We start from the raw sequence: 24,938 nt of genomic DNA, 5'->3' as shown, positions 1-24,938 counted from the left end.
GGACACCCAAGAGCATAGCGAACGAAACGCTGGTACGATTTTGTCTGGCGTCCAGCCGTCTACTCTCAACTCATCGAATTGCCTGATGATCTTGAGAGGATTTCAGATGCATTCCCCCGCAGCCAACACCACCGACAGCGGCGTGTATTGCGAGAGCGCAGAACGCCTTCAGGAAGCAGACGGCGCGATCACCGCCATTGACCGCAATGCGCGGGTCAAGTCGGCGCTGCCGAAATGGCGCCTCAAGCGCGTCGTTGAATATGTGAAGATGAACATTGGCGAGCGCATCACCCTCGCAGACATGGCTGGCGCCGCCGGGCTGAGCCGCATGCATTTCGCCGCCCAGTTCCGTCTCGCCACCGGACTGCGCCCGCATGACTATCTCCTGCGCTGCCGGATCGAAGCCGCGCAGGAATTGCTGGCGGGCACCAACCAGCGGGTGATCGACATCGCCCTCGCGGTCGGCTTTCAGACGCAGGCGCATTTCACCACGGTGTTCAAACGTGTCGTGGGTGACACGCCGCGGCACTGGCGGGTGGCCGAAGCCCGCCGGTTCAAGGTGGAAAAGGCGCAGATGGCGGCGCGCCGCGACCACGGGGCGAGCGCATCCCTTACGTTCATGGCCGCCGGCTGGCCGGGCCGAGCGGCGGCAACCGAGACGCGCGCCGCCATCGGCTTCTGACCTACGCCGCGCTCGCCCCCCTGCCGGTGCCCCCTGACCGGCCGGCGGTTTCGCGAAAGCGCCGCGCCTATCTGCCATGCACGACTGCACACACAAAAAGGCGCCCGCGCCCGCATTTCGTGCTTTCACGAAAAAATATATCGCGCTATATATTATCGCGAACGATGCAACGGCGCCTCACGGACGCCGGCCGCGCATCACGGGTTTCCCGCGCCCTCCCGCAGGAAGCGCAGGAAGAGACTGGTTTCTACCCCTCCATCAAAGGAATAGCGCTATGGGTTACGTCACGACCAAGGACGGCGTTGAGATCTTCTTCAAGGATTGGGGTCCGAAGGATGCCCAGCCCATCGTCTTTCACCATGGCTGGCCGCTGTCCTCAGACGATTGGGACGCGCAGATGCTGTATTTCCTCGGCAAGGGCTTCCGCGTCGTCGCCAGCGACCGCCGCGGCCATGGTCGCTCGGCGCAGGTCAGCGAAGGCCATGACATGGACCACTACGCCGCCGATGTCTCGGCCGTGGTGGAGCATCTCGACCTGAAGAACGCGGTGCATATCGGCCATTCCACCGGCGGCGGCCAGGTGGCGCGCTATGTCGCCAAGTTCGGCGAGCCGCAGGGCCGCGTGGCCAAGGCGGTGCTGGTCTCCGCCGTTCCCCCGATCATGGCCAAGACCGAAGCCTATCCCGGCGGCCTGCCGATCGAGGTGTTTGACGGCTTCCGTTCCGCGCTCGCCGCCAACCGCGCGCAGTTCTTCCTCGATGTCGCCTCCGGCCCGTTCTACGGCTTCAACCGCGAGGGTGCGCAGGTCTCGCAGGGCGCGATCAATAATTGGTGGCGCCAGGGCATGATGGGCAGCGCCAAGGCCCATTATGAGGGCATCAAGGCCTTTTCCGAGACCGACCAGACGGAAGATCTCAAGGCCATCAGCGTGCCGGTGCTGGTGATGCATGGCGAGGACGACCAGATCGTCCCCATCGGCAACTCCGCCCATCTGTCGGTGAAGCTGGTGCAGAACGGCACGCTGAAGACCTATCCGGGCTTCCCGCACGGCATGCTCACCACCCATGCCGATGTCATCAACCCGGACCTGCTCGCCTTCATCCAGGCCTGAGCGGGCGGCGAACGAGCCATTCCAGACGGCGGCGATGCCTTTGCGGGCATCGCCGCTTTTTTCGCGTGCGGTCAGCCGGAATTCCCGGCCATACCAAAGCGCTAGAGGCAGGAACGGGCGTATAATTTCCGCCGCCGACGCACCGCCTATGCTGGGCTCAATCAACTCTCCCGGCAGGCGACACGATGAGCGACGCTCACAATGCACCGGCGCTGAATCTTGGTAATCCGCCGCCCGCTCTGGCGGCGCTACTGTCGTTCTTCGCCCCGCTTCGGCCGCGCCTGCTCTTCGGGCTGCGCCTCGCCGCCTCGGTCAGCCTCGCGTTGTACATCACCTATTATCTCGAACTGCAGAACTCGTTCTGGGCCGCGACCACCGCGGCCATCGTCTGCCAGCCCAATCTCGGCGCCTCGCTGCAGAAGGGCCGCTTCCGCGCCATTGGCACCCTTGTCGGCGGGCTGATGATGGTGGCGATGCTGGCGGTGTTTCCACAACAACGCGACGCGCTGCTGTTCTGCCTCGCCCTCTGGTGCGGCCTGTGCGGGGTCGCGGTGGTGCTGCTGCGCAACTTCGCCTCCTATGCGGCGGCGCTGTCCGGCATCACCGCGGTGATCATCTTCGCCGACACGCTGGCGAATCCGGACACGGCGTTCTTTCTCGCCGTCATCCGCGTCGGCGAGATTTGCATCGGCATCGCCTCGGCCGGCTTCGTGATGGTGCTGACCGATTTCGGCGCGGCGCGCCGGCAACTGGCCGGCACACTGCGCGGCACGGCGGGACAGCTCAGGGACGGCTTCCTCGCGACGCTGCGGCAGGGCGGCGAGTCTCCCGACCTCATCGCCGCGCGGCGCGGTCTCGCGGGCAGCCTCGGCCTGCTGCACGCGCAGATCGACGCGGCCATCGGCGAATCCTCCTATCTCCGCTCCCGCTCCGGCAATCTGCAGCGGATGATGGACGGGCTGGTTGGCGCGCTCGTCGGCTGGCGCAATGCCGGCGCGCATCTCACCCTTCACAGCGAAAGCCGCACGTCGATCCGCGACCTTCTTGTTCCGCTGCTGGAGCGCCTCGACCCGGCACAGCTCGACCATGCCCCCCGGCAGCTGCGACAGGCGGCCGAGGAAGTCGTGGCACAGCTTGAAACGCTTCCTGCCAGCGACGGCGCCGGCCGCATCGCGCTCGACGCCACGCGCGAGGTCGTCTGCGGCCTCGCAGGCCTCGCCGACGCCATCTTGCTGCTGCGAGAACGCAACAGCCCGCGCCTCCCGCCGCCCCGCCGACCCTTCGTGATTGCCGACCCGTTGCCGGCGCTGCTCAACGGGCTGCGCGTCTTCCTTGCGGTGCTGCTCACCTCCGCCTTCTGGGTGGTGTCGGCCTGGCCGAACGGGGCTTTCGCCATCGTCTTCGCCGCCATCGGCACGCTGGTCTTCGGCTCCTTCGGCGATAAGGCTGCCCCCCTGTCGAAGGACTATGCGCTCGGCGCCGCCGCGATGGTGGGGCTGGGAAGCCTTCTGTATTTCGGCGTGCTGCCGGGCCTCTCGACCTTTCCCGCTCTCCTCGCCGTCATCGTGCTGCTCTACCTCCCGCTCGGGATGCTGCAGGCGGGCAGCTGGCACAATGTCTCCTTTCTCGGCATGTCCATCGCCGCGCTGCCGCTGCTCGGGGTAGGCAATCCGACCAGCTACGACGCCGCCGCCTATTTCAACCTTGCTCTGGCAATCGTCACCGGCACGGTCATCGGCACGCTGTTCTTCACCATTCTGCCAATGGTCCCGCCACCGCTCCGCGCCCGCCGGCTCATCGACCTGTCGCTGCGCGACTTCCGCCGCCTCCCCCGCTCCCCCGGCGCGACCACCTCCCTGCGCTGGACCGAGCGACTAACCCGGCGGGCCGAGGCGCTGCCGGTGCAGGCGACGCCGGAGCAGGCCGGAAGCCTGATGGCGCTGCTCGCCCTCGGGCAGGCTGTCCTGCAACTGCGGGCGCTGGCGACCGACGCCCCGACGGGCCGCGCCCTGCAGCATGCCCTCGACGCGCTCGCCGCCGGGCAGGTCGCCACCGCGCGGGACGCGTTGTCGAAGGCCGTTCTCGCGGGAGCGATCACGGACGATCCGCTGGGCCGGCGGCAACTAAAGGCGCGTGCCGCGATCGATGTGATCCGCGACACGATCGACCTGCACACCGAACTGCTCAGCGCCGGGGCCGTTGCGCGCTCCCCGCTCCTTTGAAAAGGCCGAACGACATGTTCAGAGAAATCGACATTCTCGGGGTCTATGTCGCCCCCTTCGCCGTGATGATTCTGGCGGCCTGGGTGGCGACCTTTCCGCTCAGCCGGATCGCCAATCATTTCAGCCTGTCGCGCCATGTCTGGCATCCCGGCCTGTTCAACCTCTGCATCTACATCATCCTGCTTTCGCTCATCGTCCTTTCTGTGGGGCCACGGCCATGACCATGCTCACCCCGGCCGCAGAGCGGCCGTCGACCTTTCGCGCCCTGCTGTCTGTGGGGCTCACTCTCTGCGCGCTCGCCGCCGCCGGCCTGCTCGGCTGGTGGACCTGGCGGACCTATATGGATACCCCCTGGACGCGCGACGGCACGGTGCGCGCCTATGTGGTGACCGTCACCCCGCAGGTCTCCGGCCGCATCATCGAACTGCCGGTCAAGGACGACCAGTTCGTACACAAGGGCGATGTTCTCATGGTGATCGAGCCCGACGACTACCAGATCGCGCTCGCCAATGCCGACGCCGCCGTGACCCGGGCCAAGGCCGATCTCGACAACAAGCAGGCGCAGGCGCAGCGGCGCGCCGATCTCGATGCCCTCGCCGTCTCCAAGGAGGAGCAGCAGGCATTTGCCGCCGCCGCAGAGATGGCGCAGGGCGCCTATCAGCAGGCGCTAGCCAATCGCGACCAGGCACGGCTCAATCTCAGCCGCACGCGGATCGTCTCGCCAGTCAATGGCTACGTCACCAATCTCCTCGCCCAGCCCGGCGACTACGCCACCAGCGGCCAGCGCGCCCTATCGGTGGTGGACAGCGACAGCTTCTGGGTCGACGCCTATTTCGAGGAATCGGTGCTGAGCGGCATCCATGTCGGCGATACCGCGCGGGTGGCGCTGATGGCCTATCCCGGCACGTTGAACGGCAAGGTCACGGGCGTCGGGCGCGGCATCGCGGTGCCCAACGCACAGCCCGACGGTTCCGGCCTCGCGACGGTGAACCCGGTCTTCACCTGGGTGCGCCTCGCCCAGCGCGTGCCAGTGCGCGTGGTGCTCGATCCTGTGCCGCCCGGCATCACCCTCGTCGCCGGGCTCACCGCGACCGTCTCCATCACCGGCGACGGGTCGGGCGGCTGACGGGCCGTGTGCCCGCCATCATCGCCGGCGCGGCGGCCGCATATGTTGCAGGCCGCGCACCATGGTGCGGCGGAGACGGGATAACCCGTTCGATGGGCAGTCGCTGAAGGTGAAGACACCCAAGGACGCCAATGCCCCCTGGAGCTCGGAAGCCTTGAAGGCCGTTCTTGCCCTGGAAAGCTCCCCAGGCACTCCTGGAGAGCCCACTCCGCTCCACTGGTTGCCACGGATCGCACTGCTGTCGGGCATGCGCCTCAACGAGATTTGCTCCCTGGAGGCCGTAGACATCCAGGAAGCGGATGGCGTCCGCTACTTCAACATCCCCGCTGGCAAGACAGAGAGCAGCGTCCGCGTCGTGCCCATTCACAGCAGCCTGCAGGCCTTCGTGGAGCTGTGTCCGCCGTCCGGTTTCCTATTCCCCAATCTCACACCGGGAGGCCCGGACAGGAAGCGCAGCTGGTACATCGGCAGAGACTTCGGGCGCAGCACCAAGCAGATCGAGGGGTGATCTACCTTTCACGGCTTTCGGAAGAACGTGGTCGAGACCTTCGAGCGCAGCCGCATCCCGGAAACCGAAGTCGCCCAGATCGTGGGGCACGGCAAGAAGGGCCTCACCTACCGGGTGTGCTCGCCCAACGGCCTCACCATTCGGCAGAAACAGGAGCTTGTGGAGTTGCTAAGGCTGCCGACGTGAACGCGCCCCGATTGCAGGCATCGAGAGGATCGCTACGGCTCCCAAAAGTGGTCGTTACCATTGCCGAATTATCAATGCGCGCGCGCAAAAGCACCCTCGGCATACCGCCGCAGCACGAAATCCCAAACCTGCGTCACTTTCGCGTCCCATAGCGCCTGCGGATAAGGCTCGTCGGGTAGTTCGTTCAGGCGCACCCGGATTTCGCTGAACACGGCGCTCCGCGTTTCCTGCCCCCGCACCCAATCAATCGTCTTTACCAGCCCATCCAGCTTCGTCAGCAGTTCTCGCGCAACCCGCTTCACCTCAACCTCCTGAGCCTGAGTCAGCTTCGGTTCGGGGGTGGTGAGCAGATCAAAAATTGCCAGCTCTTCCTCATTCAGGCCCTCTCGCGCGTCTCGCTGTTCCTCCTCGTCGAGGTCGGCAACGAAACCCTTCAGCGCTTCAAAGAACCGTTCCGTATCGATGGACCCGGCTTTGTATTCGGCAACGAGCTTTTCCAGCTTCTCGACCAAGTCGATGCGTGGGGGGTTCGCTTCGGCCATCTTCCGGGTCTTCCCCTCAGCCTCCTCTTTCTGCATCCGCTCCCGGTGGGGCAGGATGTTGAGGCCCTTCTTGCGACGGTCGTCCACCTCGTTCTGGCCCTGGCTGACGACCACCGCCATATCTAATTCGCGTAGCCATTGCAGCCGCTCTGCAATGGCCGCGCCTTTTGGAGCTGCGCGCGTCGATCCACGCCCCTGTTTTTTGGCCGTCTTCGGTAAAAGAGCTCCCAGCACAAGCTGTGAGGGGCCAGCTCTTCCTGGCATCCCGCATGGCCAGACGAACCCGGTCAACTGCGGGTCTAGGGCGTGTACTAGAATTCTGTACTAGAGCCGACCGCACAAACCCACATAAGCCATTGAAATATAAAAATTTATGGGTGGTGGCTGGGGCGGGAGGATTCGAACCTCCGCATGGGGGAATCAAAATCCCCTGCCTTACCGCTTGGCGACGCCCCAATGGTCGCGCCGCTAGCGGCGCGTTCCGTGGGGGCGGACATAGCCACAGCTTGACGCGGCTTTCAACCTCGACGCACCCGCCGGCCACAACAGGCTTATCCACTGCTCGCTGCGCAAGTGGTGGTGGGGCCCTTGCCGGGCGGCTCATTGCCATGTTACAGGCTGCGCGCCGCGGCGGAGTGTAGCGCAGCCTGGTAGCGCACCTCGTTCGGGACGAGGGGGTCGCAGGTTCAAATCCTGCCACTCCGACCACGCGGACCCAAGACATCTCGATGTCTGGGGACATGGGCACACCAGGGCCCTGAGAGATGCGCTCACAAGGGTGCAGACAGACCTAAGCCCTTATTCGAGATCGTCCGGCACGTGGCCGTAACGCACGATCTCGACCGCCGGCTGAAAATCCCCGACGTTCGGGTCCCCTGTCCGCGAAAAAGCGACCACACCCGCCTTCTGGCCCTTGAGCGCGCGTGCCATGGCTTCCGCCTGCCCCCGGCTCTGCGCCTCGCGCGGCTCTTCGGGGATGAGGTCGCCTTCTTCATTGGCGACGAAGGACAGCACGACATAGTAGGTGGTGGACATTTGGCGGGGCTCCTCGCCGCGGACCGGACGCCGTCAGATCAGGCGGCGGCAAAGCCCCCAGCCGCCTCCCCATCCGCGCCTCTTCCGCCCTCGTGAACGCTCTGGCCGCGCGGGTCAAGCGTGCACTAGGCGGGGAAGGCCCCTGGCCCGTCCGGGGCCGCAGCGTGTGCGGCCCCGGTTCCGGTCAAACGTTCAGCCCGCGCGCAGGTTCTGCACGAACTCGGCGACTTCGCGCTGCAGTTCGCCCGCGCGCGAGGACAGCGACGTCGACAGCGAGGAGAGCTGCGTCGACGCTGCGCCCGTCATCTCCGCCGAGCGTCCGACGCCGGCCATGTTGTCGTTCACCGCGCCGGTGCCGCTGGCCGCCATATGCGTGTTGCTGGCAATTTCGCGCGTGGCGGCAGCCTGCTCTTCCACCGCCGTGGCGATGGCGGTGGTGACATCGCGAATCTGGGTGATGGTGCCGACGATCCTCTCGATCGAGCCGACGGTGCGGCTGGTCGATTGCTGGATGCCTTGCACCTTCAGGCCGATCTCCTGCGTCGCGCGGGCGGTCTGCTCGGCGAGTTGTTTGACCTCCTGCGCCACGACAGCGAAGCCGCGGCCCGCCTCGCCCGCCCGCGCCGCCTCGATGGTGGCGTTGAGCGCGAGAAGGTTGGTCTGCGCGGCGATGTCGGTGATGAGGTTGACCACTTCGCCGATCTTGCTGGCGGCGTCGGACAGCTCACGGATCTCGCTGGCGGCGCGGGTGACTTCGTCCGAACCGGAGGCGGCGAACGCGGCGGCCTGCGTGACCTGCGAGCCGATTTCGCTGATGGACGAGCTCATCTCCTCCGTCGCGCTGGCCACCGTCTGCACATTGGTGGAGGCTTCCGCCGCCGCATTGGTCACCGCGACCGCCTGGCGCGAGGTTTCCTCGGCCGTGTCCGAGAGATTGCGCGCCGCCACTGACACCTCGCTCGAAGAAGAGGCGACTTGGTTGACGATGCTTTCCATATTGGCGACGAAGGATTGCGCCAGCCGGTCGCGCCGGGCCATGGCGGCGCGCTCAGCTTCGGCGCGGGCGGTCGCCTCGCGGCGGGCGGCTTCGGCCTCGGCAAGGCTGTCGCGGAAGGCGAGCAGCGCGTTGCCCATGGCGCCGATCTCATCCTTCCTTTCCGTGTAGTCCACAGCCGTGGCGTAATCGCCCCCGCGGATGCGCTCCATGCCGGCAACAGTGGCACGGATCGGCAAGGCGACGAGTTTGTTCAGCGCAAAGGCCGCCACCACGCCGATAAGAAGGATGATGACCACCGACAGCACGACGGCGTAGAGAATGACGTGTTCGGCGGACTGCATCTCCTCCTGACGGACGGTGAGCAGCGACGCTTCGGCCTGACTTAGCTCGGCGACAAGACCGCGGATCTTGTCGAAATACTCCTTGCCCTTGCCGGCATACTCCACTTCACGCGCGGCCTCCGCCTGCCCCGCCTTCATGAGACCGATGGCATAGGCCGACACATCGCGCTGCCAGGCCTCGACCTGCTGACGAACGGCATCGAGCCGCTGCTGCTGGACGGGATTGTCGCTGGTGAGCGACTTCGCTTCCTTCCAGTTGGTGACGAAGGCGCCTTCGCCGGCCCGGAGCGGATCGAGATTGCCATCCTTGCCGGTGATCAGATAGCCGCGCAGGCCGGTTTCCTGATCGACCATAGCGGCCATCATCCGGTCGACACGGTCCAGCACCTCATAGGTGTGGACGGTCCAGCCGACATTCTGACTGACGGTCGACTGCGCCTTCAGGATGACTCCACCGGTGACAAGGCTGGCAATGAGGACAAGCCCGAATGCCAGCATGATCTTTGTGCGGATCGCGAGATTCTTCACGTTCATTCGAGGTCTCCGGCGCTGCGGGCCAGGCCGCGCAGCCACTGTTTGGCTGTATCGGGGGTGGGTTGACACTGATGCGGACGATGAGAGGCGATGCGGCGAAACGAAGAGGCGGAGACGCAATGGCGCTCACGCTCCTCCCCTGCTCCAAGATCGGAGACATGGCTTGCGCGAACCTGACGCGTATCGGGGAGCGTTTCACTCTGTCAGGCAGGCGCCTCTGGCGCAGCGATCACCATCTGGAAACGGCACGCTTCTTCCCCATATGCCGTCGATGAACCCGCCACCTTGGTGCCGCGCGTGAGCGCGCCTTCCCTGCTATTTCAGCCCCTGCCCGCGCCGCTGACCCGAGATGGCCAAGCGCGGCTGGTCGGCGTCGAGATCGAATTCACGCGCCTGTCCGAGCGCGGGGCGGCGCAGTGCCTTAGCGCGCTCATCGGCGGAACGGTGGAGGAGGAAGACCCGCACGCCTTTCGGCTCACGGGTTCACGGCTCGGGGACATCGGCATCGAGCTCGACATGCGCCATGTCCATCCCGGACGCGAGGGCCCGGCCCGGCGACTGGGGCCACTCTCGCTCTGGCTCGGCGCGGTGGTGAGCCCGCTCGTGCCGCGCGAACTCATCACCGGGCCCTTGCCGGTGGAGAGGCTCAGCGAATTGGATGGGGTGGTTCAGGCGCTGCGCACAGCGGGAGCGAGGGGCGAAGGGGTGATACTCACCGATTCGCTCGGCCTGCATTTCAACGTCATGCCGGAAGCCACGGATGCCGGGACGCTGCTGCGGCTGCTGCAAGCCTATCTGGTGAGCGAACCGGCCTTGCGCCAAGCGACACTGACGAGTGGGCTAATGCGCTTCCACGCGCCACCGCCCTACGCCGCTGACTATGTCAGGCGGGTCCTTTCAGCCGACTACCGGCCCGACCTCGCCACGCTCTGCGCCGACTATGTCGCGGCAAACCCGACGCGCAAGCGCTCGCTCGATCTGCTTCCGCTGTTCCTGGAGCTGTTCCCGGACATCGGGCACCGCATCAGCGGCAAGGTGAAGCCGCGCGCCGTGCTGCATTACCGGCTGCCTCTCGCCTATGTCGGCCGGCCGGGCTGGAGCCTCGCGGCCGACTGGAATCACTGGGTGGCGGTGGAGGCGCTCGCCGATGACCCCGGCCGGCTCACCGAGGCGTGCCGGCAGGCCCTTCGATAGGCTGGCGGCTTGCTGCCGGTCAGCTGGCGATCGCCACCGGAAGCGGCCCGCGCCCGCCACGGCCCAGCGCACGGGGATTGAGGCGCTTCTCGGCCAGCAGGCGCAGCATGTCGGCGACGCGCTGGTGATGGGCCAGCCCTGCCTGAAGCAGGCGGCAGCAATCCGTCCGGCCGACGCCCGCGAGGCTGGCAATGAGGCCAGCATAGCGCGCGGCGGTATAGGCCGCAGATGCCTGCACCGCGCCGGCGATGGCGATGTCCAGCACATGATCATCGTCGATCTCGCCGGCCAGCTCTTCCGCGCTGATGAAGATGCCGTCGATCGCCGGGGACTCCGCGACATGCGGGCGGCAGTCGCGGCGGCGGCAGACTTCCTCGATCTGCACAATATTGCCGTTGCTCGCGGCAAGACCGTCTTCGAGATCGCGGCGCAGCGCCGGATCGGACACCTTGCCGGCCAGCGCAGCGAGCGTCTTGGCGATCCGGCGCTCGGTGTAGAGAAGCTCGCCGAGCCCCTGGATCAGAAGGTCGTCAAGCGACCTGATGTCTTTTGAGAGCAGTCCCACGGCACGTCCTCCCGCCTTTTGGCTGATGGACCAGCATCGCCGGTCGAGCGCCAAACGCGGGTGCGGGGTGGAAGTTCCGGCCGTCTCAACCGAAAGTATCAGGCCGGGGCGAAGGTGCCGTCCGGACCCAGTCGCTCCAGAACGCCGGTGGCCACGGCAAAATAGGCGCCCTGCAACGAAAGCCGGCCATCCTCAAGCCGCTCCCGCACCCAGGGGAAGGTCGCGAGATTGCGAAGGGACAGCCTGACGCACTGGTACTCCACAATGGTCCGCCGCTCGGCCGGATCGTCGCTGAGATTGAGGGCGATGTCGCGGGCCGGAGCGCCGATGCGGATCCAGTCCGGCAGGAAGTCCTGCGCCTGGGGCGGAGCGCCGTCGATCAACGCGCCGGCGCCGCCGCACAGCGCATGGCCGAGCACGACGATCTCCCGCACCTCAAGCACCCGCACGGCGAATTCGATGGCGGCGCTCGTGCCATGGTGCTGGTGGTCCGGCGTCGAATAGGCCGGCACCAGATTGGCGACGTTGCGCACGACGAACAACTCGCCCGGCCCGGCGTCGAAGATCATGGACGGGTCGACGCGGCTGTCGGAACAGGCGATGACGAGGGTCTGCGGCTTTTGCCCCAGAGCCGCCAGCCGTTCAAAGAGCGCCTTGCGCTCCGGCCAGCCGGTGGCACGGAAGCGGTGATAGCCGTCGAGCAGTTTGTCCATCCCTCACCCTTGCGATAGGCAGTCCGCGCAGTAGCTGAATAGACGTGCCGGGGCCGGCGTGCAAACGCCATGCCCGAACCGCACGCGCGCGCAAGCCGGAGGCATTGATGGCGGACGACATTCCCTTCGAGCGGCGCTTCACCGCTGTGCCGGGGGTTGTGGAAGAGGTGGCGCCGGGCGTGCGCCGGGTGCTCGCCCCCAATCCCGGGCCATTCACCTTCACCGGCACCTGCACCTATATCGTCGGGCGCGACGCGGTGGCGATCATCGACCCCGGCCCGGACGACGCCTCGCATGTCGCTGCCGTGCTGGCGGCGGTGGAGGCGGAGACGGTGACGCATCTCTTTCTCACCCACACCCATCGCGACCACAGCGGCGCGCTGGCGGCGCTGAAGGCGGCAACCGGTGCCCCGACCTATGGTGAGGGCCCCCACCGCGCCGCCCGGCCTCTGCACGCTCAGGAGGTCAACACGCTCGATTCCGCTGGCGACCGTGGCTTTCTCCCCGATGTGGCGCTGGCCGACGGCGCCCGGGTGGAAGGGGCCGGCTGGACGCTCGCGGCGCTGGCGACGCCCGGCCACACCGCCAATCACATGGCCTTCGTACTGGAGGAGGCCGGGGCGATCTTCGTCGGCGATCATGTGATGGGCTGGTCGACCACGGTGGTGGCGCCGCCGGACGGGTCGATGAATGACTATATGCACTCGCTGCGGCGGCTCAGGGAGCGGCCGGAGACGCTCTATTTCCCCGGCCATGGCGGCGTGATCACTCAGGGGCCGGCGTTCGTCGAGCGCTTCCTGCGCCACCGGCTGGCACGCGAAACCGCAATCATGCGGGCGCTGGAGCGGGGGCCGCGCGCCATTCCGGACATTGTACGCGCGATCTATTTTGGCCTCGATCCCCGGCTCGCCGGCGCGGCGGGGCTCTCCACCCTGGCGCATCTCGAAGATCTGGTGGAGCGTGGCGACGTGCTCACTGACGGCCCCGCCGTGCTCGCCGGCTTCTACCGCCTGCCCTGAGCCGCCACGGCGTCAGCGGCGCAGCGGGCGGCCCTGCTGGTCGGCCAGTTCGGCGAAGAGCTGGGAAATGCGCCGTGCATTGGAGCCGAAATCGGCATCGCCGCTGCGCGCGGTGGAGCGGATATCGACCCGCGTGCCGGTGGCGATGGGGCGGATGCGGATGACGAGATCATCACGCAGGCCGAAAGGCAGGCTGCGCGCCACCGCTTCCAGCCGCCCGTCGCGCCCGTCGCGCGGCGGCACCGCCTCGACCACCAGCCATTTGTGCCGCTTCGCCAGCGCCAGCAGGCCGCGGAAGATCTCGTCCGGCGGCGCCTCGAAGCTCATCGGCTTGATGCCGGGATAAAGGTCGAGCTGCAGCGCCGCCATCCGGTCGCCGGGATAGGCGAGGCTGTTGGCGGCGCGCGAGCGCACCGTGCCGAGGGTGACGAAGGACGGCGGGTCCTCGGGGTCTGTCGTCACGTCGGGAAGGTTGCGCACGCCCATGCCGAGCGCAGCGAGCGTCGCCGTCGGCATGATCAGCACCAGCGCCAGCGCCGCCGCGCCGATCACCCGCCACAGCCCTTTCAGCCCGTCATTCCAGATCACCACAAAGCCCGCCAGCGCCAGCACCAGCGCCAGCACCGCCACGGCGACGCCGGCCAGCACGGTGTAGAGCGCGCTGCGGAAATCCAAGGTCTCGGTGGCGAACAGCGCGGCGCCGATGAAGGTGACGGGAAAGGCGAAGATGGCGGTGCGCAAGCTCCATATGGCGAGCCGCGACATGCGTTCCTCGATGTAGAGCCGCCGCCGGATCATTGCTGCCCCTCCCCCGCCCGTCTCAGGCCACCGCCGGCTGGGCAGCGTCCGCACCGAGGATCAGCGCGGCCAGTTCCTCCACCGAATCCACCACGAGATCGGCCTCATGCGCGAAGTCGTCCACCGGCGCGGGCCCGCAGCGCACAAGGATCGCCATCGCCCCCGCCGCCCGCGCGGTTTCAAGATCGTGCCGGGTGTCGCCGACCAGCGCGATGGCGCAAGCCGGCAGGCCGGTGAGCGCGGCGAAGGCAACGACCATGCCGGGGTTCGGCTTCGAGCCATAACCCGAATCATGCCCGTACACGGCGCTGAGATAGGGCGAGAGGCCGAGCCGGTCGGCCTGCAGCCGCGCATTCGGCTCGGCGTCATTGGTGGCGATGCCGAGCGGCAGCCCCACCGCGTGCAGCCGCGCAAGTGTTTCGGCCGGCCGGCCGATGGGGGTGAGGTAGCGCGCGCCCTCTTCGCAGAACAGGTGATCGACCTGTTTATAGAAGGCGGCATCGGCTGCTCGCGCGAGGATGTCGGCCCAAAGCGGCCCATATTGGCGCGAGGACCCGGCGATGAGCGGCGAGGTCTGCAGGAAGCGCCGTTCCTCGGCGACATAATGGCTGGCATCAAACAGCCGTGCCAGCGTCGGGCCCTCGTCGCCGGCCAGACGCCGCATCACCGCACCGGCGGCAGGTCCCCAAGTGTGGTCGAAGTCGACAAGAGTACCATCCTTGTCGAACAGAATGGCGCGAGGAGCGTTCACAGTTTGTCGCAATCCAGTTCGTCCGGGCAGGCAAGCCGGCAATGGAGGCCTGATAGCATGGATTTTCCCCGGCTCCCATCCGCCCACCGCAGCGCCCTGTCCGGCATTGCCGGGCTCGCCTTGCTGGCCGTCGGCGCCGCGCCTCTGGCTGCCGAACCAGTGCAGGAGCTCAAGCGCTCGATTGACGAGGCCGGTACGGCGGTTAATCGCCAATTGGGCGACTGGCTCGGCGTGGCGCCGAACAGGTCGGCGCGCGCACGCAACGCGACGCGCGCCAAGGCGGCGGCCATTCCCCTGCCGCCGCCGCGCCCGCAGGACATCGCCGCCGAACCGTCGGCGGCACCCGCCGAAGGCGACGCGAGCAAGACAACGAGAGTACCGTCTGACGACGCCGCGCCCGTGGCCCCGGTGGCGGTGGCGCCCGCCCTACCCCCGCGCGATCCCCGCCCCGCCCGAGGCGACGCGCCGACGGAGCCCGCAGCCACCGCAGAGACAGCGGCGGCGATACCCGCGCCGGCAGAGCCGCCCGCCCCGGAATCCCCACCCGCCGCTCCCGAGCCGCCAGCGGAGAAGGCGGCAACGGACGAGGCGACGATAGGGACGGCTCCCGTTCCCCTGCCCCCGCCGTCTCCCGAGCCGCGCCTTGCCGCTCTGCCGCCGCCGGCGCCAGCCGCGCCGGCAGCCGCCCCCGCGCCGCCGGCCGGCACGCCGGAGCCCACCATCTGCCCGGAACTCTCCAACGAATCGCTCGGCGTGTTCACGCCCGTCGCGGTGACGGCCACCAACACCGCCTGCACGGTGGACCGGGGCGTTTCCCTCTCGGCCGTACGGATGAAGGACGGGCGGCTGGTGACGCTGGAGCCGGCGGCGACGCTGCGCTGCGAAATGGCCGCCGCCGTCGCGCGCTGGGTTCGCGAGGGAATCGAGCCGGCGGTGGCAACGCTCGGCGCGCCGCTCGATAAAGTGCTCGTCGCCGGCTCGCAGCAATGCCGCCCGCGCAACCGCGTTGTCGGCGCCCGCACCAGCGAGCACGGGCGCGGCAATGCGATGGACACACGGGGCTATGTGCTGAAGGACGGGCGGCGTTTCGTCATCGGCGCCCCAGTACCCGGCAGTGGTGACGCGGCCATGCCCGTCGCCTTCCAGGAATTGATCAAGGCCAGCGCCTGCGCCGACTTCACCACCATCCTCGGGCCCGGCTCGGACGGTTATCACGAGCAGCATCTGCACGTGGACCGCGCCGAGCGGCGCAGCGGCGCGGTGCTGTGCCAATGGTCTGTGGCCGAAGCGACGGCCAAGGTGCCGAGCCCGCCGCGCAAGCCGGACGCGCCCGCCGCGATGGACGCTACGGAAGGGGCGGATGAGGAGGCGCCGCCCGCCTCCTCCGCGGTCGAAAACCCCGGCACAAGTCAATAGGTCGGGGGTTCCGACCAAGGGCCCGCTTCCGGCGCGCCCGCCGCCGCTCTAGGGTGGGGCCGGTTCAACCCGGCCGGCGGAGTAGCTGCCATGCTTACCAATCTTCAGGCTCGCGACGTCGAGACGCTGATCCATCCCTATACCAACCTTGTCGCCGTGCGCGAGACCGGGCCGTTGATCCTGGAACGCGGCAAGGGCGTGTGGGTGCACGATGTCGACGGCAAGCCCTATCTCGAAGGCATGGCCGGCCTCTGGTGCACGGCGCTCGGCTACGGCAATGAAGAGCTGGTCGAGGCGGCCGCGACGCAGATGCGCAAGCTGCCCTTCACCCATATCTTCGGCGGCAAGAGCCACGACCCCGCGATCGAACTGGCGGAAAAGCTCAAGGAGATTGCGCCGGTGCCGATCTCCAAGGTGTTCTTCACCTCGTCCGGCTCCGAGGCCAACGACACCCAGATGAAGCTCGTCTGGTACATGAACAATGCGCTGGGTCGGCCGAAGAAGAAGAAGATCATCGCCCGCATGCGCGGCTATCACGGCGTGACCATCGCCGCCGCCTCGCTGACCGGCCTCGCCGGCAACCATAATGATTTCGACCTGCCGATCGCTGGTGTGCGCCACACCACCGCGCCGCACCATTATCGTCTGGCCGAGCCGGGCGAGAGCGAGGCGGATTTCGCCACCCGTCTCGCCGCCGATCTCGAAGCCCTCATCATCGCCGAGGGACCGGAGACGGTCGCCGCCTTCATCGCCGAGCCTGTCATGGGCGCGGGCGGGGTGATCGTGCCGCCGGCGACCTACTACCCGAAGATCCAGGCCGTGCTGAAAAAGTACGACGTGTTCTTCATCGGCGACGAGGTAATCACCGGCTTCGGCCGTCTCGGCACCGCCTTCGGCAGCGAAGCGATGGAGATGCGGCCCGATTCGATCTCCGTCGCCAAGGCTCTGTCCTCGGCTTACCAGCCGATCGGCGCGGTGATGGTGCCCGAACTGATGTATGAGGCGATGCTTACCGAGAGCAGCAAGCTCGGCAGCTTCGGCCATGGCTACACCTATTCCGGCCACCCCGTGGCCGCCGCCGTGGCGGTGAAGACGCTGGAAATCTACGAGCGCGAGAGCATCTTCGAACGGGTGCGGGCGAAGATCCCGCAGTTCGACGCCCGCCGCGCCGCGCTGGAAGACCACCCGCTGGTGGGCGAGGCACGCGGCAAGGGGCTGGTGGGCGCCGTCGAGCTGGTGGCAGACAAGAAGACCAAGCGCCAGTTCGACCCCAAGCTCGGCATGGCGGCGAAGTGCGTGGCTTTCTGCCAGCAGGAAGGGCTCATCCTGCGCAACGTGTTCGGCGACGCGGTCACCATCTGCCCGCCGCTGGTCATCTCTCCGGCGGAGATCGACGAATTGTTCGACCGCCTCACCCGCGCGCTCGACAAGACGCTGGACTACGCCGTGCGCGAGAACCTGCTGGCCGCTTGACGCGACAGGGCCCCGGCCGAGCGCCGGGGCCCTGCCCTTTTCGACATAATGGCAGGCGGCAAGCTCCTAAAGCACTGCACCGACAAACAAAAAGGGCGCTGCCAGCGGCAGCGCCCTTTTCATTTGAACCCGTCGCGGTCGTCAGAGAACGACGACGTTGGCGCCCTGCGGCACGCGGGTATAGAGGTCGATCACGTCCTCATTGAGCATGCGGATGCAGCCCGAGGAAATGGCCCAACCGATATATTCGGGCTGGTTGGTGCCATGGATGCGGAACAGCGTGTCCTTGTTGCCCTGGTAGAGATAAAGGGCGCGGGCCCCCATCGGGTTATGCGGACCGGGGCCGACAAAGTTCGGAATGCCGGCGAGGCGCTGCTTGATTTCCGGGGTCGGGGTCCAGGTCGGCCATTCGGCCTTGCGGCCCACCTTGGCTTCGCCCTTGAAGGCGAGGCCTTCTTCGCCGACGGTCACGCCGTAGCGGATCGCCTTACCGTTATCCTCGACCAGGTAGAGGAACTTCTTGTCGGTATCGACGACGATCGTGCCGGGCTTCTCGGTGCCGGCATAGTCGACGATCGCGCGCTGATACATCTCCGGCGGCTGAACCTTCTTATAGGGTGCGTCCGCCAGCAGCTTCTTGTCCCGCGGCGTCAGCGACGCCTCGGGAGCCGGCTGCCGCTGCGCATTGCTGCACGCCGCCAGAAGAACCGCCAACAGGACCACCGCCGCCCCGCGCAAAACCATATCCAAAGCTCCGAATCCCGCCACGCGCCATGCGCGTCAAATCGCTCGCTGTCCGTCGATTAACCCATGTAGGACCCGCCTTGAAGGGGCCACATGACTGCCACCGGTTCGTCGCCATAAGTTGTTGCGAAAAAACATCACTTCCGTTGGAAGAGGTCGAAAAAGCCGGGATGAAGCCGGCTAAGCGCCAAGAGGCCTTATCTCCGACCGCGACTTTGCATATTTTTGACGCAGTCGACGCCCACTTCGTCGGCATCCGCCCGCAATGGCGGGGAGTTCAACCTGGAGAGTGTCATGTCTACCGAAGAAGAAAGCCCGGCCCAACAGAGCCGCGCCCCCGAATCCCGACCGAGCGAGCGCTGGGACCGCGCGGAACAGAGCGCACATTGGCGCGAGATCGGCATTTCCGCGGTTGCCGCTGCGGCCCGTTACGCCTCCTCCAAGAAGACGGTATCCGATGCCCCCGTTTCGGGCGCGGCGCGGACCGATGATGCGGAAGCCAAAATCGTCACGCTTCGCGACGTAGAATATTTCGCGGCCTGAGGCCGCCTCTTCCCCCAGAGACGCTGAACGACGAACCGCCCTCCTTCGGGTGCTGCACCGATGTGCGCCCGGACGGGACAGGCTCGCCTGATTCGCGCCGCGATGACGGCTACGACACGGCCCTGCGCCTTTGGCGGGGGGCCGGCTGGCATCTGTTTGCGATCCAGAGCATGGTCGGCGCCGCCGCGACCCGTGCCGGAGGAGCTATGATCACCGCCTATTGCGTCCGCGACGGACTGCTCGCCCCCGTCGCCGTGCGGACCGTGGACGACATGCCGGACGACGCCGTCTGGGTCGACCTGTTCCGCCCCTGCGAGGGCGAGGACCGGATCATCGAGCAGGCGCTCGGCCTTTCCGTGCCGACGCGCGAGGAAATGGTCGAGATCGAACCGTCGAGCCGCCTGCGGGTGGAGAACGGCGCGCGCTACATGACCGGCGCCATCGTCTGCAACAGCGACGGCGAACGCCCCACACTGGCCGAAATCTCGTTCATCCTCGCCGGCAACCGGCTCACCACGGTGCGCTATGACGAGCCAACGCCCTTCCGCCTCGTCGTGGCCAAGCTCGATCGCGCCTGCCCGCCCGGCACGCGCGGCGACCGGCTGCTGCTGATCATGCTGGACACCATCATCGACCGCGCCGCCGACATCATCGAGCGCCTGTCGAGCGACATCGATGCCGTGTCACGCCAGGTCTTCGAGGAGGCCACCGACCGGCCGAGCGATAGCCGGCGCTTCCGCACCATATTGAAACTGCTGGGGCGGCGCGGCGATCTTGCCTCCAAGGTGCGCGAGAGCCTCGTGTCGATGGGCCGTCTCATCACCTTCCTGTCCACCGAGGGCGAGGCGCAGCGATTCGACAAGGAGCAGCGCGCGCTCTTGAAAAGCATGCAGCGCGATGTCGGCTCGCTGAACGACCACGTTTCCTATCTCGGCAACAAGATCACCTTCCTGCTCGATGCCACGCTGGGCATGGTCGGCATCGAGCAGAACAACATCATCAAGATTTTCGCGGTGCTCTCGGTGGTGCTGATGCCGCCGACGCTGATCGCCTCGGTCTATGGCATGAACTTCCAGCACATGCCGGAGCTGGACGAGCGCTGGGGTTACCCGCTGGCGCTGGCGGGCATGCTGGCGGCGGCGGTGGTGCCGTATCTGTTCTTCAAGTGGAAACGGTGGCTGTAGCGCCGTCATCCCGGACGAACTGGCGCCTTCCGGGATGACGGGGTGTCCGGCACGGCTCAGACGTGCTGGCCACCATTGATGTGGATTTCCGCCCCGTTCAGATAGGACGAGGTCTCGGTGCACAGCACATAGATGATCTTGGCTACCTCATCGGGCGTGCCGAGCCGCTGCATCGGGATCTGCTCCACCAGCTTCTCCGTGCCGGGCGACAGGATCGACGTGTCGATCTCGCCGGGGGCGATGGCGTTAACCCGCACGCCGAGCGGGCCGAAATCGGCCGCCATTTCGCGCGTCAGGCCGGCCAGCGCCGCCTTGGAGGTCGCGTAGGCCGCGCCGGCGAAGGGGTGCACGCGCGAGCCGGCGATGGAGGTGACGTTCACCACCGCGCCATGGGTGCGCTTCAGCTCTTCCAGCAGGCCGCGCGCCAGCAGGATGGGGGCGAAGAAATTCACCTGGAACACGCGCCGCCAGTCTTCCTCCGGCGTGTTCAGCGTGCCGAGCCGCGCTCCGCCCGCGCCCTTGGGCGAGATGCCGGCATTGTTGACCAGCGCGTGGAGTTGGCCATCGGGCAGGCGGTTCTTGATTTCCTCCACCGCCCGCAGCGTGTCGGCGGGGTCGGACAGGTCGACCTGGATGTGGTCTTCCGGCCCCATTTCCCAGGGGCAGTTTTCCGGGAAAGCGTGGCGCGAACAGGTGATGACGCGCCATCCGGCGGCGGAGAACCGCTTGACGGTGGCGTGGCCGATGCCGCGGGAGGCGCCGGTGAGCAGGAGAGTGCGGCGAGGCTGGTTGTTCATGGGCGATGTCTAGCTCAGCGACGGGGCGGTGTCAGGGGACGAGGCCGCCGGGGAAAGGCCGATCAGGGGTAGAGTCTCGTCTTGGTCCATTCCGGCGCCTCAGCCGTCTCGCGCGCGAAGACGACGCGATCATGCAGGCGGAAGGGCCGGTCGTGCCAGAATTCGATTTGCAGGGGGCGGATGCGGAAGCCGGTCCAGTGCGGCGGACGCGGCACCGTGCCGAGCGCGTATTGCGCCGTCACCTTGGCCACCGCCGTCTCCAGCGCGAAGCGCCCTTCCATCGGCCGCGACTGCTGGCTCGCCCAGGCACCGATCTGCGACAGGCGCGGACGGGAGGCGAAATAGGCGTCCGCCTCGGCTTCGCTCACCTGCTCCACCGGGCCGCGCACGCGCACCTGCCGGCGCAGCGACTTCCAGTGAAACACCACCGCCGCCTTGGGCGTGCCAGCAAGTTCGCGCCCCTTGGCGCTGCCGGTATTGGTGAAGAACACGAAGCCGCGCGCATCGCGCTGGTTCAGCAGCACCATCCGCACATCCGGCAGGCCGTCGGCGTCCACGGTGGCGAGCGCCATGGCGTTGGGGTCGTTGGGCTCGCTCTCCTTCGCCTGCGCAAACCATTCCTCGAACAGCAGGAAAGGTTCGGTGGCGGCGGTGAAATCACCGGATGTTAACGGTTCGGACGCTTCCATAACGACAACTTCGGACGGTCGAGTACGGGACCCATGGAAACGTTCCACAGGTGGCGAGAGCAGGCGGCGCGCGAACGGGACAGCGCGCGTCCTCCATATACGCTCCCGGCATCCTTCCGCACAGCACCCAGCGTGCTGACTTTGGTCGGCGCGGCGCTTCTCGTCGCCGGCTGCTCCACCGGGCCGGACCTCGACACGCTGGCGACCGGCTCGGTGCCCCCGAGCGCCTATGCCCGCGAGCCGGTGCCGAAAGGCATCGCCCCCGATGACTGGGCCGCCGCCCGCAACGCCCTCGCCGAAGCGCTGCGCGAGAAGCAGGCCGCTCCCAGCGTCCCTTGGGAAAACTATGCCAGCGCCACGCGCGGCACCGTGACGCCGCTCGGCGAGACCGGCGACGACGGCAAGTGCCGTGAGTTCCTGATGAGCTTCGTGCGCGAAAAGCAGGAAGACTGGCTGCAGGGCGAGGCCTGCCGCGCCGGCAAGAACGGCTGGAAGGTCGATCAGGCCCGCCTGCTCGACCGCTGAGCCCTCACCGCCCGCGATCTCCGCGCCAATGGCCATGGTGAGCCGTTGCATCCCCGCAACACCCTCCCTACATGAAGGGAAGCCGGAACCGCCGGACGAGATTACCATTCATGCGCGATCCCTATGACATTCTCGGCGTGGCCCGTAACGCTGACCAGAACGACATCAAGCGAGCCTTCCGCAAGCTCGCCAAGAAGCTGCATCCCGACGCCAATAAGGACAACCCGAAGGCGCAGGACCAGTTCGCCGAACTGAACGCCGCGCACGAAATCCTTTCCGACGTGGAGAAGCGTGGCCAGTTCGACCGTGGCGAGATCGACGCCGAAGGCAAGCCGCGCGGCTTCGAGGGCTTTCCGGGCGGCGGCTTCGGGCGCGGATTCCGTCGCCCCCCGCCGGGGGACGCCGCCTATGAGAGCTTCTCCTTCGGTCCCGAGGGCGCCCGCCGCTCCGGCCATGGCCCGCATGACGCGGGCGGCTTCGACGACGTGATCGCCGACATTCTCGGCGGCCTTGGCGGGCGCGGTCGGGGACGCGGCGCGGGTGGAGAAACGCCGCGCGGCGGCGATGTCGACATCACCGTGCCGGTGGCGCTGGAGCGCATCGTCGAGGGCGGGTCGGTGAAGGTCCACCTGCCCAACGGGCGTGTGGTCGAGGTGAAGATTCCCGCTGGCGCTGTCGAAGGCCACCGCATGCGGCTGAAGGGACAGGGCGAGCCAAGTCCGTTCGGCGGCGCCCCGGGCGATGCCTATGTGGTGGTGGCCTATGCCCCGCACCGGCATTTCCGCATCGAGGGCACGGATCTGCGTGCCGATGTGGCGTTGCCGCTCGCCGATGCGGTGCTGGGCGGCAAGGTGCGGGTGCCGACGCTGGGCGGCGAGGTCTCGCTCAGCGTGCCCGCGCACACCCAATCCGGCCGCACCTTCCGCCTGCGCGGCAAGGGCCTGCCCAAGGCGGACGGTAGCTTTGGCGATCTGCTCGCCACCATGCGGATCATGCTTCCCGAGGCGCCGGACCCGCACCTCGAAGAGCTGATGCGCAAGCGACGCGACGGCGCCGGCTGAGTTCCGCCGCCCGCGCACGCCTGTCGCGCGCGACCGCTCGCTTGAGCGGGTCCTGCTGCTGTGCGATAGGAACCTGCGCCCGGAAAGACGGGCAACGGTACGGAGCATCGTGACGAGCATGGCATCGGGCGGATTGATGAGCGGCAAGCGCGGCCTGGTGATGGGAGTGGCGAATAATCGCTCCATCGCCTGGGGCATCGCGAAGGCGGCCCACGCGCAGGGGGCGACACTCGCGCTCACCTATCAGGGCGAACCGCTGCGCAAGCGTGTGGAGCCGCTCGCCGCCGAGCTTGACGCGGCGATTGTCGGCCATTGCGACGTCACCGACCCCGCCACGATCGACGCGGTCTTCGCGGAGACGGAGCGCCAGCTCGGCGGTCTCGACTTCCTCGTTCACGCCATCGCCTTCTCGGACAAGAACGAGCTCGACGGGCGCTATGTCGACACCACGGCGGAGAATTTCAGCAAGACCATGCTGATCTCCTGCTACAGCTTCACCGCCGTCGCCCAGCGCGCGGAGAAGCTGATGACGAATGGCGGCTCCATGCTCACCCTCACCTATTACGGCGCCGAGAAGTGGATGCCGCATTACAATGTGATGGGCGTCGCTAAGGCCGCGCTGGAGGCGAGCGTGCGCTATCTCGCCGCCGATCTCGGCCCGAAAAACATTCGCGTCAACGCCATTTCCGCTGGCCCCATCAAGACGTTGGCGGCCTCCGGCATCGGCGATTTCCGCTATATCCTGAAGTGGAACGAGCTCAACGCCCCGCTGCGCCGCACCGTCACCATCGACGAAGTGGGCGATACGGGGATGTATCTGCTCTCCGATCTCGGCCGCGCCGTCACCGGCGAGGTGCATCACGTCGATGCCGGCTATCATATCGTCGGCATGAAGAACCCGGACGCGCCCGACCTCACCCTCGACCGGGACTGAGCCGACCCCCCAGCGGAGCACGCGCCATGATGAAGGCCCGCCTGATATCGCTCTTCCGCCGCAACGCCTTGCCCGCTCTGGCGGCAGGGACACTGGTGCTCGCTCTGGCCGGCCTGCAGCCGGCGGCGGCGCAGTCCGGCCCCATCATCGTCAACCCGCCGCCGGGGTCGGGGCTCTCCAACCTGCCCTATGTTCCCCCGCCGGACGCGCAGGACAGCGGCGTGCCGCCGACCTTCCAGCAATACCCGCTGATGAACCGCATCTTCGGATTCGGCGGCGCCATCTTCCCCGGCTATGTCAGCCCCAGCGACGGGCGCGACGACCAGGATCGGCGCGGCTATCTCACCGGCGGCCGCCAGGGGCCGGTGCTGTTCGCCGCCGGCTCGGCCGATTCGCTGTGCCAGATGACGCAGGCCCCGCAGGTGAAGGTGCTTTCTGCCCCGCCCGGCGTGAAGCTGAACTTCAGCATCGGCAAGTTCACCGCCACCGGCGTCGACGGCGGCTCGCATCGCTGCGTGGGTCGCACCGTGGGCGGCGTGCTGGTCACGGCCAAGGGCCGCGCGCCCGCCGGCTCCACGGTGACGCTTCGGGTCGCCTACCCGTTCAAGCGGATCAGCTACACGCATGTCGTGAGCCTGCCTTCCAAATGACCCGACGCATCTTTCTCGTTCGGCACGGCGAGACCGACTGGAATCTCGCCGGCCGCCTTCAAGGCTCGCATGACATCCCGCTGAACGATCTTGGCCGCGAGCAGGCGGCGGAGACGGCGCGGGTGGTGGAACGTCTCAGCGGCGGCGCGCGTCATCTCGACTTCGTCGCGAGCCCGCTCAGCCGTGCCGCGCAGACCATGGCGATCCTGCGCGCCGAGCTTGGCCTGCCGCCGGATGCCTTCCGCCGCGATCCCCGGCTGCGCGAAATCACCTTCGGCCGCTGGGAAGGCTCCACCTGGCCGGAACTGCGCCGGCGCGACCCGGTGAGCCTCGCCGCCCGCGATGCCGACCCGTGGAACTTCTCTCCCCCCGGTGGCGAGAGCTATGCCGAGCTTTCGACGCGGGTGCTGGAAGCGGTCGCCGAACTCACCGGCGATGCGGTGGTGGTGACCCATGGCGGCGTCGTGCGCGCCATGCTGCACGCCTTCGCCGGCATGCCGCCGAGCCAGGCGGTGGAGCTTCCGGTGCGCCAGGGGGCCGTCTATCTCATTGAAAACGGCGCGTTCGAACTCGCCGTCGCCTGACCTTCTTCCGGAGA

Annotated in this window: 28 protein-coding genes and 2 tRNA genes; 19 read left to right on the top strand and 11 right to left on the bottom strand. The window is 67.4% G+C overall.

Translation table 11 applies throughout. The annotated features are described in order from the left end of the window. The first annotated feature begins 106 nt into the window (after window positions 1-106). From K9D25_RS11365 to K9D25_RS11335, 7 genes are all read left to right on the top strand, one after another. The gene (locus K9D25_RS11365) at window positions 107-682 is read left to right on the top strand and encodes an AraC family transcriptional regulator (protein WP_347881444.1); all 576 of its coding nucleotides are present in this window, start codon (window positions 107-109) and stop codon (window positions 680-682) included. 274 nt (window positions 683-956) lie between these two features. Then, on the top strand, window positions 957-1,793 hold the full coding sequence (locus tag K9D25_RS11360; RefSeq protein ID WP_244375242.1) for an alpha/beta fold hydrolase: 837 nt from the start codon (window positions 957-959) through the stop codon (window positions 1,791-1,793). Between the two features lie 185 nt (window positions 1,794-1,978). Then, entirely contained in the window at window positions 1,979-4,015 is a 2,037-nt protein-coding gene (locus tag K9D25_RS11355) for an FUSC family protein (protein WP_244375241.1), read from the top strand. A 14-nt stretch (window positions 4,016-4,029) separates the two neighbouring features. Further along, complete coding sequence (locus K9D25_RS11350; protein ID WP_244375240.1) at window positions 4,030-4,236, top strand: DUF1656 domain-containing protein; 207 nt, start codon at window positions 4,030-4,032, stop codon at window positions 4,234-4,236. Next, entirely contained in the window at window positions 4,233-5,141 is a 909-nt protein-coding gene (locus K9D25_RS11345; RefSeq protein ID WP_244375239.1) for an HlyD family secretion protein, read from the top strand. The genes K9D25_RS11350 and K9D25_RS11345 overlap by 4 nt, the downstream gene beginning before the upstream one ends. Window positions 5,142-5,250: 109 nt before the next feature. Next, window positions 5,251-5,649: a hypothetical protein gene (locus tag K9D25_RS11340; RefSeq protein WP_244375238.1), complete on the top strand. Its 399-nt coding sequence runs from the start codon at window positions 5,251-5,253 to the stop codon at window positions 5,647-5,649. 27 nt (window positions 5,650-5,676) lie between these two features. After that, entirely contained in the window at window positions 5,677-5,835 is a 159-nt protein-coding gene (locus K9D25_RS11335) for a hypothetical protein (RefSeq protein ID WP_244375237.1), read from the top strand. Window positions 5,836-5,906: 71 nt separating this feature from the next. Here the strand turns inward: K9D25_RS11335 and K9D25_RS11330 are convergent, their stop codons facing one another. Together K9D25_RS11330 and K9D25_RS11325 are read right to left on the bottom strand one after the other, a co-directional pair. Further along, window positions 5,907-6,497, bottom strand: a complete 591-nt coding sequence (locus tag K9D25_RS11330; protein ID WP_244375236.1) for a type I restriction enzyme endonuclease domain-containing protein — start codon at window positions 6,495-6,497, stop codon at window positions 5,907-5,909. 261 nt (window positions 6,498-6,758) lie between these two features. Further along, window positions 6,759-6,833 (bottom strand) — tRNA-Gln (locus tag K9D25_RS11325). 175 nt (window positions 6,834-7,008) lie between these two features. Between K9D25_RS11325 and K9D25_RS11320 the strand changes: the two genes are divergently transcribed. Further along, a tRNA-Pro gene (locus K9D25_RS11320) sits at window positions 7,009-7,085 on the top strand. Window positions 7,086-7,175: 90 nt separating this feature from the next. On the opposite strand, the gene K9D25_RS11315 is transcribed toward K9D25_RS11320, so the two are convergent. Together K9D25_RS11315 and K9D25_RS11310 are read right to left on the bottom strand one after the other, a co-directional pair. Further along, a complete protein-coding gene (locus K9D25_RS11315; RefSeq protein WP_244375235.1) occupies window positions 7,176-7,412 on the bottom strand; it encodes a hypothetical protein in 237 nt (78 codons plus the stop codon). Between the two features lie 192 nt (window positions 7,413-7,604). Next, complete coding sequence (locus K9D25_RS11310) at window positions 7,605-9,284, bottom strand: methyl-accepting chemotaxis protein (protein WP_244375234.1); 1,680 nt, start codon at window positions 9,282-9,284, stop codon at window positions 7,605-7,607. A 297-nt stretch (window positions 9,285-9,581) separates the two neighbouring features. Between K9D25_RS11310 and K9D25_RS11305 the strand changes: the two genes are divergently transcribed. Beyond that, window positions 9,582-10,478: an amidoligase family protein gene (locus K9D25_RS11305; RefSeq protein ID WP_244375233.1), complete on the top strand. Its 897-nt coding sequence runs from the start codon at window positions 9,582-9,584 to the stop codon at window positions 10,476-10,478. A gap of 19 nt (window positions 10,479-10,497) precedes the next feature. Here the strand turns inward: K9D25_RS11305 and K9D25_RS11300 are convergent, their stop codons facing one another. Both K9D25_RS11300 and K9D25_RS11295 read right to left on the bottom strand, forming a co-directional pair. Then, on the bottom strand, window positions 10,498-11,043 hold the full coding sequence (locus K9D25_RS11300) for a ferritin-like domain-containing protein (RefSeq protein ID WP_244375232.1): 546 nt from the start codon (window positions 11,041-11,043) through the stop codon (window positions 10,498-10,500). A 98-nt stretch (window positions 11,044-11,141) separates the two neighbouring features. Next, a complete protein-coding gene (locus tag K9D25_RS11295) occupies window positions 11,142-11,756 on the bottom strand; it encodes a carbonic anhydrase (protein ID WP_244375231.1) in 615 nt (204 codons plus the stop codon). Between the two features lie 107 nt (window positions 11,757-11,863). On the opposite strand from K9D25_RS11295, the gene K9D25_RS11290 reads away from it, so the two are divergent. Further along, complete coding sequence (locus tag K9D25_RS11290) at window positions 11,864-12,775, top strand: MBL fold metallo-hydrolase (RefSeq protein WP_244375230.1); 912 nt, start codon at window positions 11,864-11,866, stop codon at window positions 12,773-12,775. Window positions 12,776-12,787: 12 nt separating this feature from the next. Here the strand turns inward: K9D25_RS11290 and K9D25_RS11285 are convergent, their stop codons facing one another. Together K9D25_RS11285 and K9D25_RS11280 are read right to left on the bottom strand one after the other, a co-directional pair. Continuing rightward, window positions 12,788-13,573: a DUF1499 domain-containing protein gene (locus tag K9D25_RS11285; protein WP_244375229.1), complete on the bottom strand. Its 786-nt coding sequence runs from the start codon at window positions 13,571-13,573 to the stop codon at window positions 12,788-12,790. Window positions 13,574-13,595: 22 nt separating this feature from the next. Next, window positions 13,596-14,324 carry an HAD family hydrolase gene (locus K9D25_RS11280; RefSeq protein WP_244375228.1) on the bottom strand — a complete coding sequence of 243 codons (729 nt, stop codon included), beginning with the start codon at window positions 14,322-14,324 and terminating at the stop codon, window positions 13,596-13,598. A gap of 57 nt (window positions 14,325-14,381) precedes the next feature. Between K9D25_RS11280 and K9D25_RS11275 the strand changes: the two genes are divergently transcribed. Beyond that, complete coding sequence (locus tag K9D25_RS11275; protein ID WP_244375227.1) at window positions 14,382-15,740, top strand: extensin family protein; 1,359 nt, start codon at window positions 14,382-14,384, stop codon at window positions 15,738-15,740. A gap of 90 nt (window positions 15,741-15,830) precedes the next feature. Then, window positions 15,831-17,213 carry an aminotransferase gene (locus K9D25_RS11270; protein ID WP_244375226.1) on the top strand — a complete coding sequence of 461 codons (1,383 nt, stop codon included), beginning with the start codon at window positions 15,831-15,833 and terminating at the stop codon, window positions 17,211-17,213. Window positions 17,214-17,354: 141 nt separating this feature from the next. Here K9D25_RS11270 and K9D25_RS11265 read toward each other — a convergent pair whose 3' ends face one another. Continuing rightward, window positions 17,355-17,957, bottom strand: a complete 603-nt coding sequence (locus tag K9D25_RS11265; RefSeq protein WP_244375225.1) for a L,D-transpeptidase — start codon at window positions 17,955-17,957, stop codon at window positions 17,355-17,357. Between the two features lie 225 nt (window positions 17,958-18,182). Here K9D25_RS11265 and K9D25_RS11260 point away from each other — a divergent pair, with 225 nt between their 5' ends. Further along, entirely contained in the window at window positions 18,183-18,500 is a 318-nt protein-coding gene (locus K9D25_RS11260; protein WP_244375224.1) for a hypothetical protein, read from the top strand. A gap of 206 nt (window positions 18,501-18,706) precedes the next feature. Next, on the top strand, window positions 18,707-19,684 hold the full coding sequence (locus tag K9D25_RS11255) for a magnesium transporter CorA family protein (RefSeq protein WP_244375223.1): 978 nt from the start codon (window positions 18,707-18,709) through the stop codon (window positions 19,682-19,684). A 56-nt stretch (window positions 19,685-19,740) separates the two neighbouring features. Here the strand turns inward: K9D25_RS11255 and K9D25_RS11250 are convergent, their stop codons facing one another. Continuing rightward, a complete protein-coding gene (locus K9D25_RS11250; protein WP_244375222.1) occupies window positions 19,741-20,481 on the bottom strand; it encodes an SDR family NAD(P)-dependent oxidoreductase in 741 nt (246 codons plus the stop codon). A 62-nt stretch (window positions 20,482-20,543) separates the two neighbouring features. Continuing rightward, window positions 20,544-21,170, bottom strand: coding sequence for a pyridoxamine 5'-phosphate oxidase (pdxH, locus tag K9D25_RS11245; protein WP_244375221.1), 627 nt, complete (start codon window positions 21,168-21,170; stop codon window positions 20,544-20,546). Between the two features lie 132 nt (window positions 21,171-21,302). On the opposite strand from pdxH, the gene K9D25_RS11240 reads away from it, so the two are divergent. From K9D25_RS11240 to K9D25_RS11220, 5 genes are all read left to right on the top strand, one after another. Continuing rightward, window positions 21,303-21,695 carry an RT0821/Lpp0805 family surface protein gene (locus K9D25_RS11240; protein WP_244375220.1) on the top strand — a complete coding sequence of 131 codons (393 nt, stop codon included), beginning with the start codon at window positions 21,303-21,305 and terminating at the stop codon, window positions 21,693-21,695. Window positions 21,696-21,805: 110 nt separating this feature from the next. Beyond that, window positions 21,806-22,756 (top strand): J domain-containing protein, encoded by a 951-nt coding sequence (locus tag K9D25_RS11235; RefSeq protein WP_244375219.1) that lies wholly within the window; start codon window positions 21,806-21,808, stop codon window positions 22,754-22,756. A gap of 118 nt (window positions 22,757-22,874) precedes the next feature. After that, entirely contained in the window at window positions 22,875-23,690 is an 816-nt protein-coding gene (gene fabI, locus K9D25_RS11230) for an enoyl-ACP reductase FabI (RefSeq protein WP_244450851.1), read from the top strand. Window positions 23,691-23,716: 26 nt separating this feature from the next. Next, window positions 23,717-24,340, top strand: a complete 624-nt coding sequence (locus tag K9D25_RS11225; RefSeq protein WP_244375218.1) for a hypothetical protein — start codon at window positions 23,717-23,719, stop codon at window positions 24,338-24,340. Continuing rightward, a complete protein-coding gene (locus tag K9D25_RS11220) occupies window positions 24,337-24,924 on the top strand; it encodes a histidine phosphatase family protein (RefSeq protein WP_244375217.1) in 588 nt (195 codons plus the stop codon). Before K9D25_RS11225 ends, K9D25_RS11220 begins: the two co-directional genes overlap by 4 nt. The last annotated feature ends 14 nt before the right edge of the window (window positions 24,925-24,938 follow it).

It is taken from the genome of Ancylobacter polymorphus (assembly GCF_022836935.1).
Taxonomy (GTDB): domain Bacteria; phylum Pseudomonadota; class Alphaproteobacteria; order Rhizobiales; family Xanthobacteraceae; genus Ancylobacter; species Ancylobacter polymorphus_A.
The sequence above is the reverse complement of the archived record's forward strand: the minus strand, read 5'-3'. Positions and strand labels throughout refer to the sequence as shown.

Excerpts from the sequence above, each read along its gene's own strand:
- K9D25_RS11225 (WP_244375218.1), top strand. The coding sequence starts at position 23,717 with ATGATGAAGGCCCGCCTGATATCGCTCTTCCGCCGCAACGCCTTGCCC.
- K9D25_RS11250 (WP_244375222.1), bottom strand. The coding sequence starts at position 20,481 with ATGAACAACCAGCCTCGCCGCACTCTCCTGCTCACCGGCGCCTCCCGC.
- K9D25_RS11285 (WP_244375229.1), bottom strand. The coding sequence starts at position 13,573 with ATGATCCGGCGGCGGCTCTACATCGAGGAACGCATGTCGCGGCTCGCC.
- fabI (WP_244450851.1), top strand. The coding sequence starts at position 22,875 with ATGGCATCGGGCGGATTGATGAGCGGCAAGCGCGGCCTGGTGATGGGA.
- K9D25_RS11355 (WP_244375241.1), top strand. The coding sequence starts at position 1,979 with ATGAGCGACGCTCACAATGCACCGGCGCTGAATCTTGGTAATCCGCCG.
- pdxH (WP_244375221.1), bottom strand. The coding sequence starts at position 21,170 with ATGGAAGCGTCCGAACCGTTAACATCCGGTGATTTCACCGCCGCCACC.
- K9D25_RS11265 (WP_244375225.1), bottom strand. The coding sequence starts at position 17,957 with ATGGTTTTGCGCGGGGCGGCGGTGGTCCTGTTGGCGGTTCTTCTGGCG.
- K9D25_RS11235 (WP_244375219.1), top strand. The coding sequence starts at position 21,806 with ATGCGCGATCCCTATGACATTCTCGGCGTGGCCCGTAACGCTGACCAG.
- K9D25_RS11330 (WP_244375236.1), bottom strand. The coding sequence starts at position 6,497 with ATGGCGGTGGTCGTCAGCCAGGGCCAGAACGAGGTGGACGACCGTCGC.
- K9D25_RS11295 (WP_244375231.1), bottom strand. The coding sequence starts at position 11,756 with ATGGACAAACTGCTCGACGGCTATCACCGCTTCCGTGCCACCGGCTGG.
- K9D25_RS11345 (WP_244375239.1), top strand. The coding sequence starts at position 4,233 with ATGACCATGCTCACCCCGGCCGCAGAGCGGCCGTCGACCTTTCGCGCC.
- K9D25_RS11275 (WP_244375227.1), top strand. The coding sequence starts at position 14,382 with ATGGATTTTCCCCGGCTCCCATCCGCCCACCGCAGCGCCCTGTCCGGC.
- K9D25_RS11220 (WP_244375217.1), top strand. The coding sequence starts at position 24,337 with ATGACCCGACGCATCTTTCTCGTTCGGCACGGCGAGACCGACTGGAAT.
- K9D25_RS11290 (WP_244375230.1), top strand. The coding sequence starts at position 11,864 with ATGGCGGACGACATTCCCTTCGAGCGGCGCTTCACCGCTGTGCCGGGG.
- K9D25_RS11255 (WP_244375223.1), top strand. The coding sequence starts at position 18,707 with ATGATCACCGCCTATTGCGTCCGCGACGGACTGCTCGCCCCCGTCGCC.
- K9D25_RS11310 (WP_244375234.1), bottom strand. The coding sequence starts at position 9,284 with ATGAACGTGAAGAATCTCGCGATCCGCACAAAGATCATGCTGGCATTC.
- K9D25_RS11365 (WP_347881444.1), top strand. The coding sequence starts at position 107 with ATGCATTCCCCCGCAGCCAACACCACCGACAGCGGCGTGTATTGCGAG.
- K9D25_RS11350 (WP_244375240.1), top strand. The coding sequence starts at position 4,030 with ATGTTCAGAGAAATCGACATTCTCGGGGTCTATGTCGCCCCCTTCGCC.
- K9D25_RS11315 (WP_244375235.1), bottom strand. The coding sequence starts at position 7,412 with ATGTCCACCACCTACTATGTCGTGCTGTCCTTCGTCGCCAATGAAGAA.
- K9D25_RS11360 (WP_244375242.1), top strand. The coding sequence starts at position 957 with ATGGGTTACGTCACGACCAAGGACGGCGTTGAGATCTTCTTCAAGGAT.
- K9D25_RS11270 (WP_244375226.1), top strand. The coding sequence starts at position 15,831 with ATGCTTACCAATCTTCAGGCTCGCGACGTCGAGACGCTGATCCATCCC.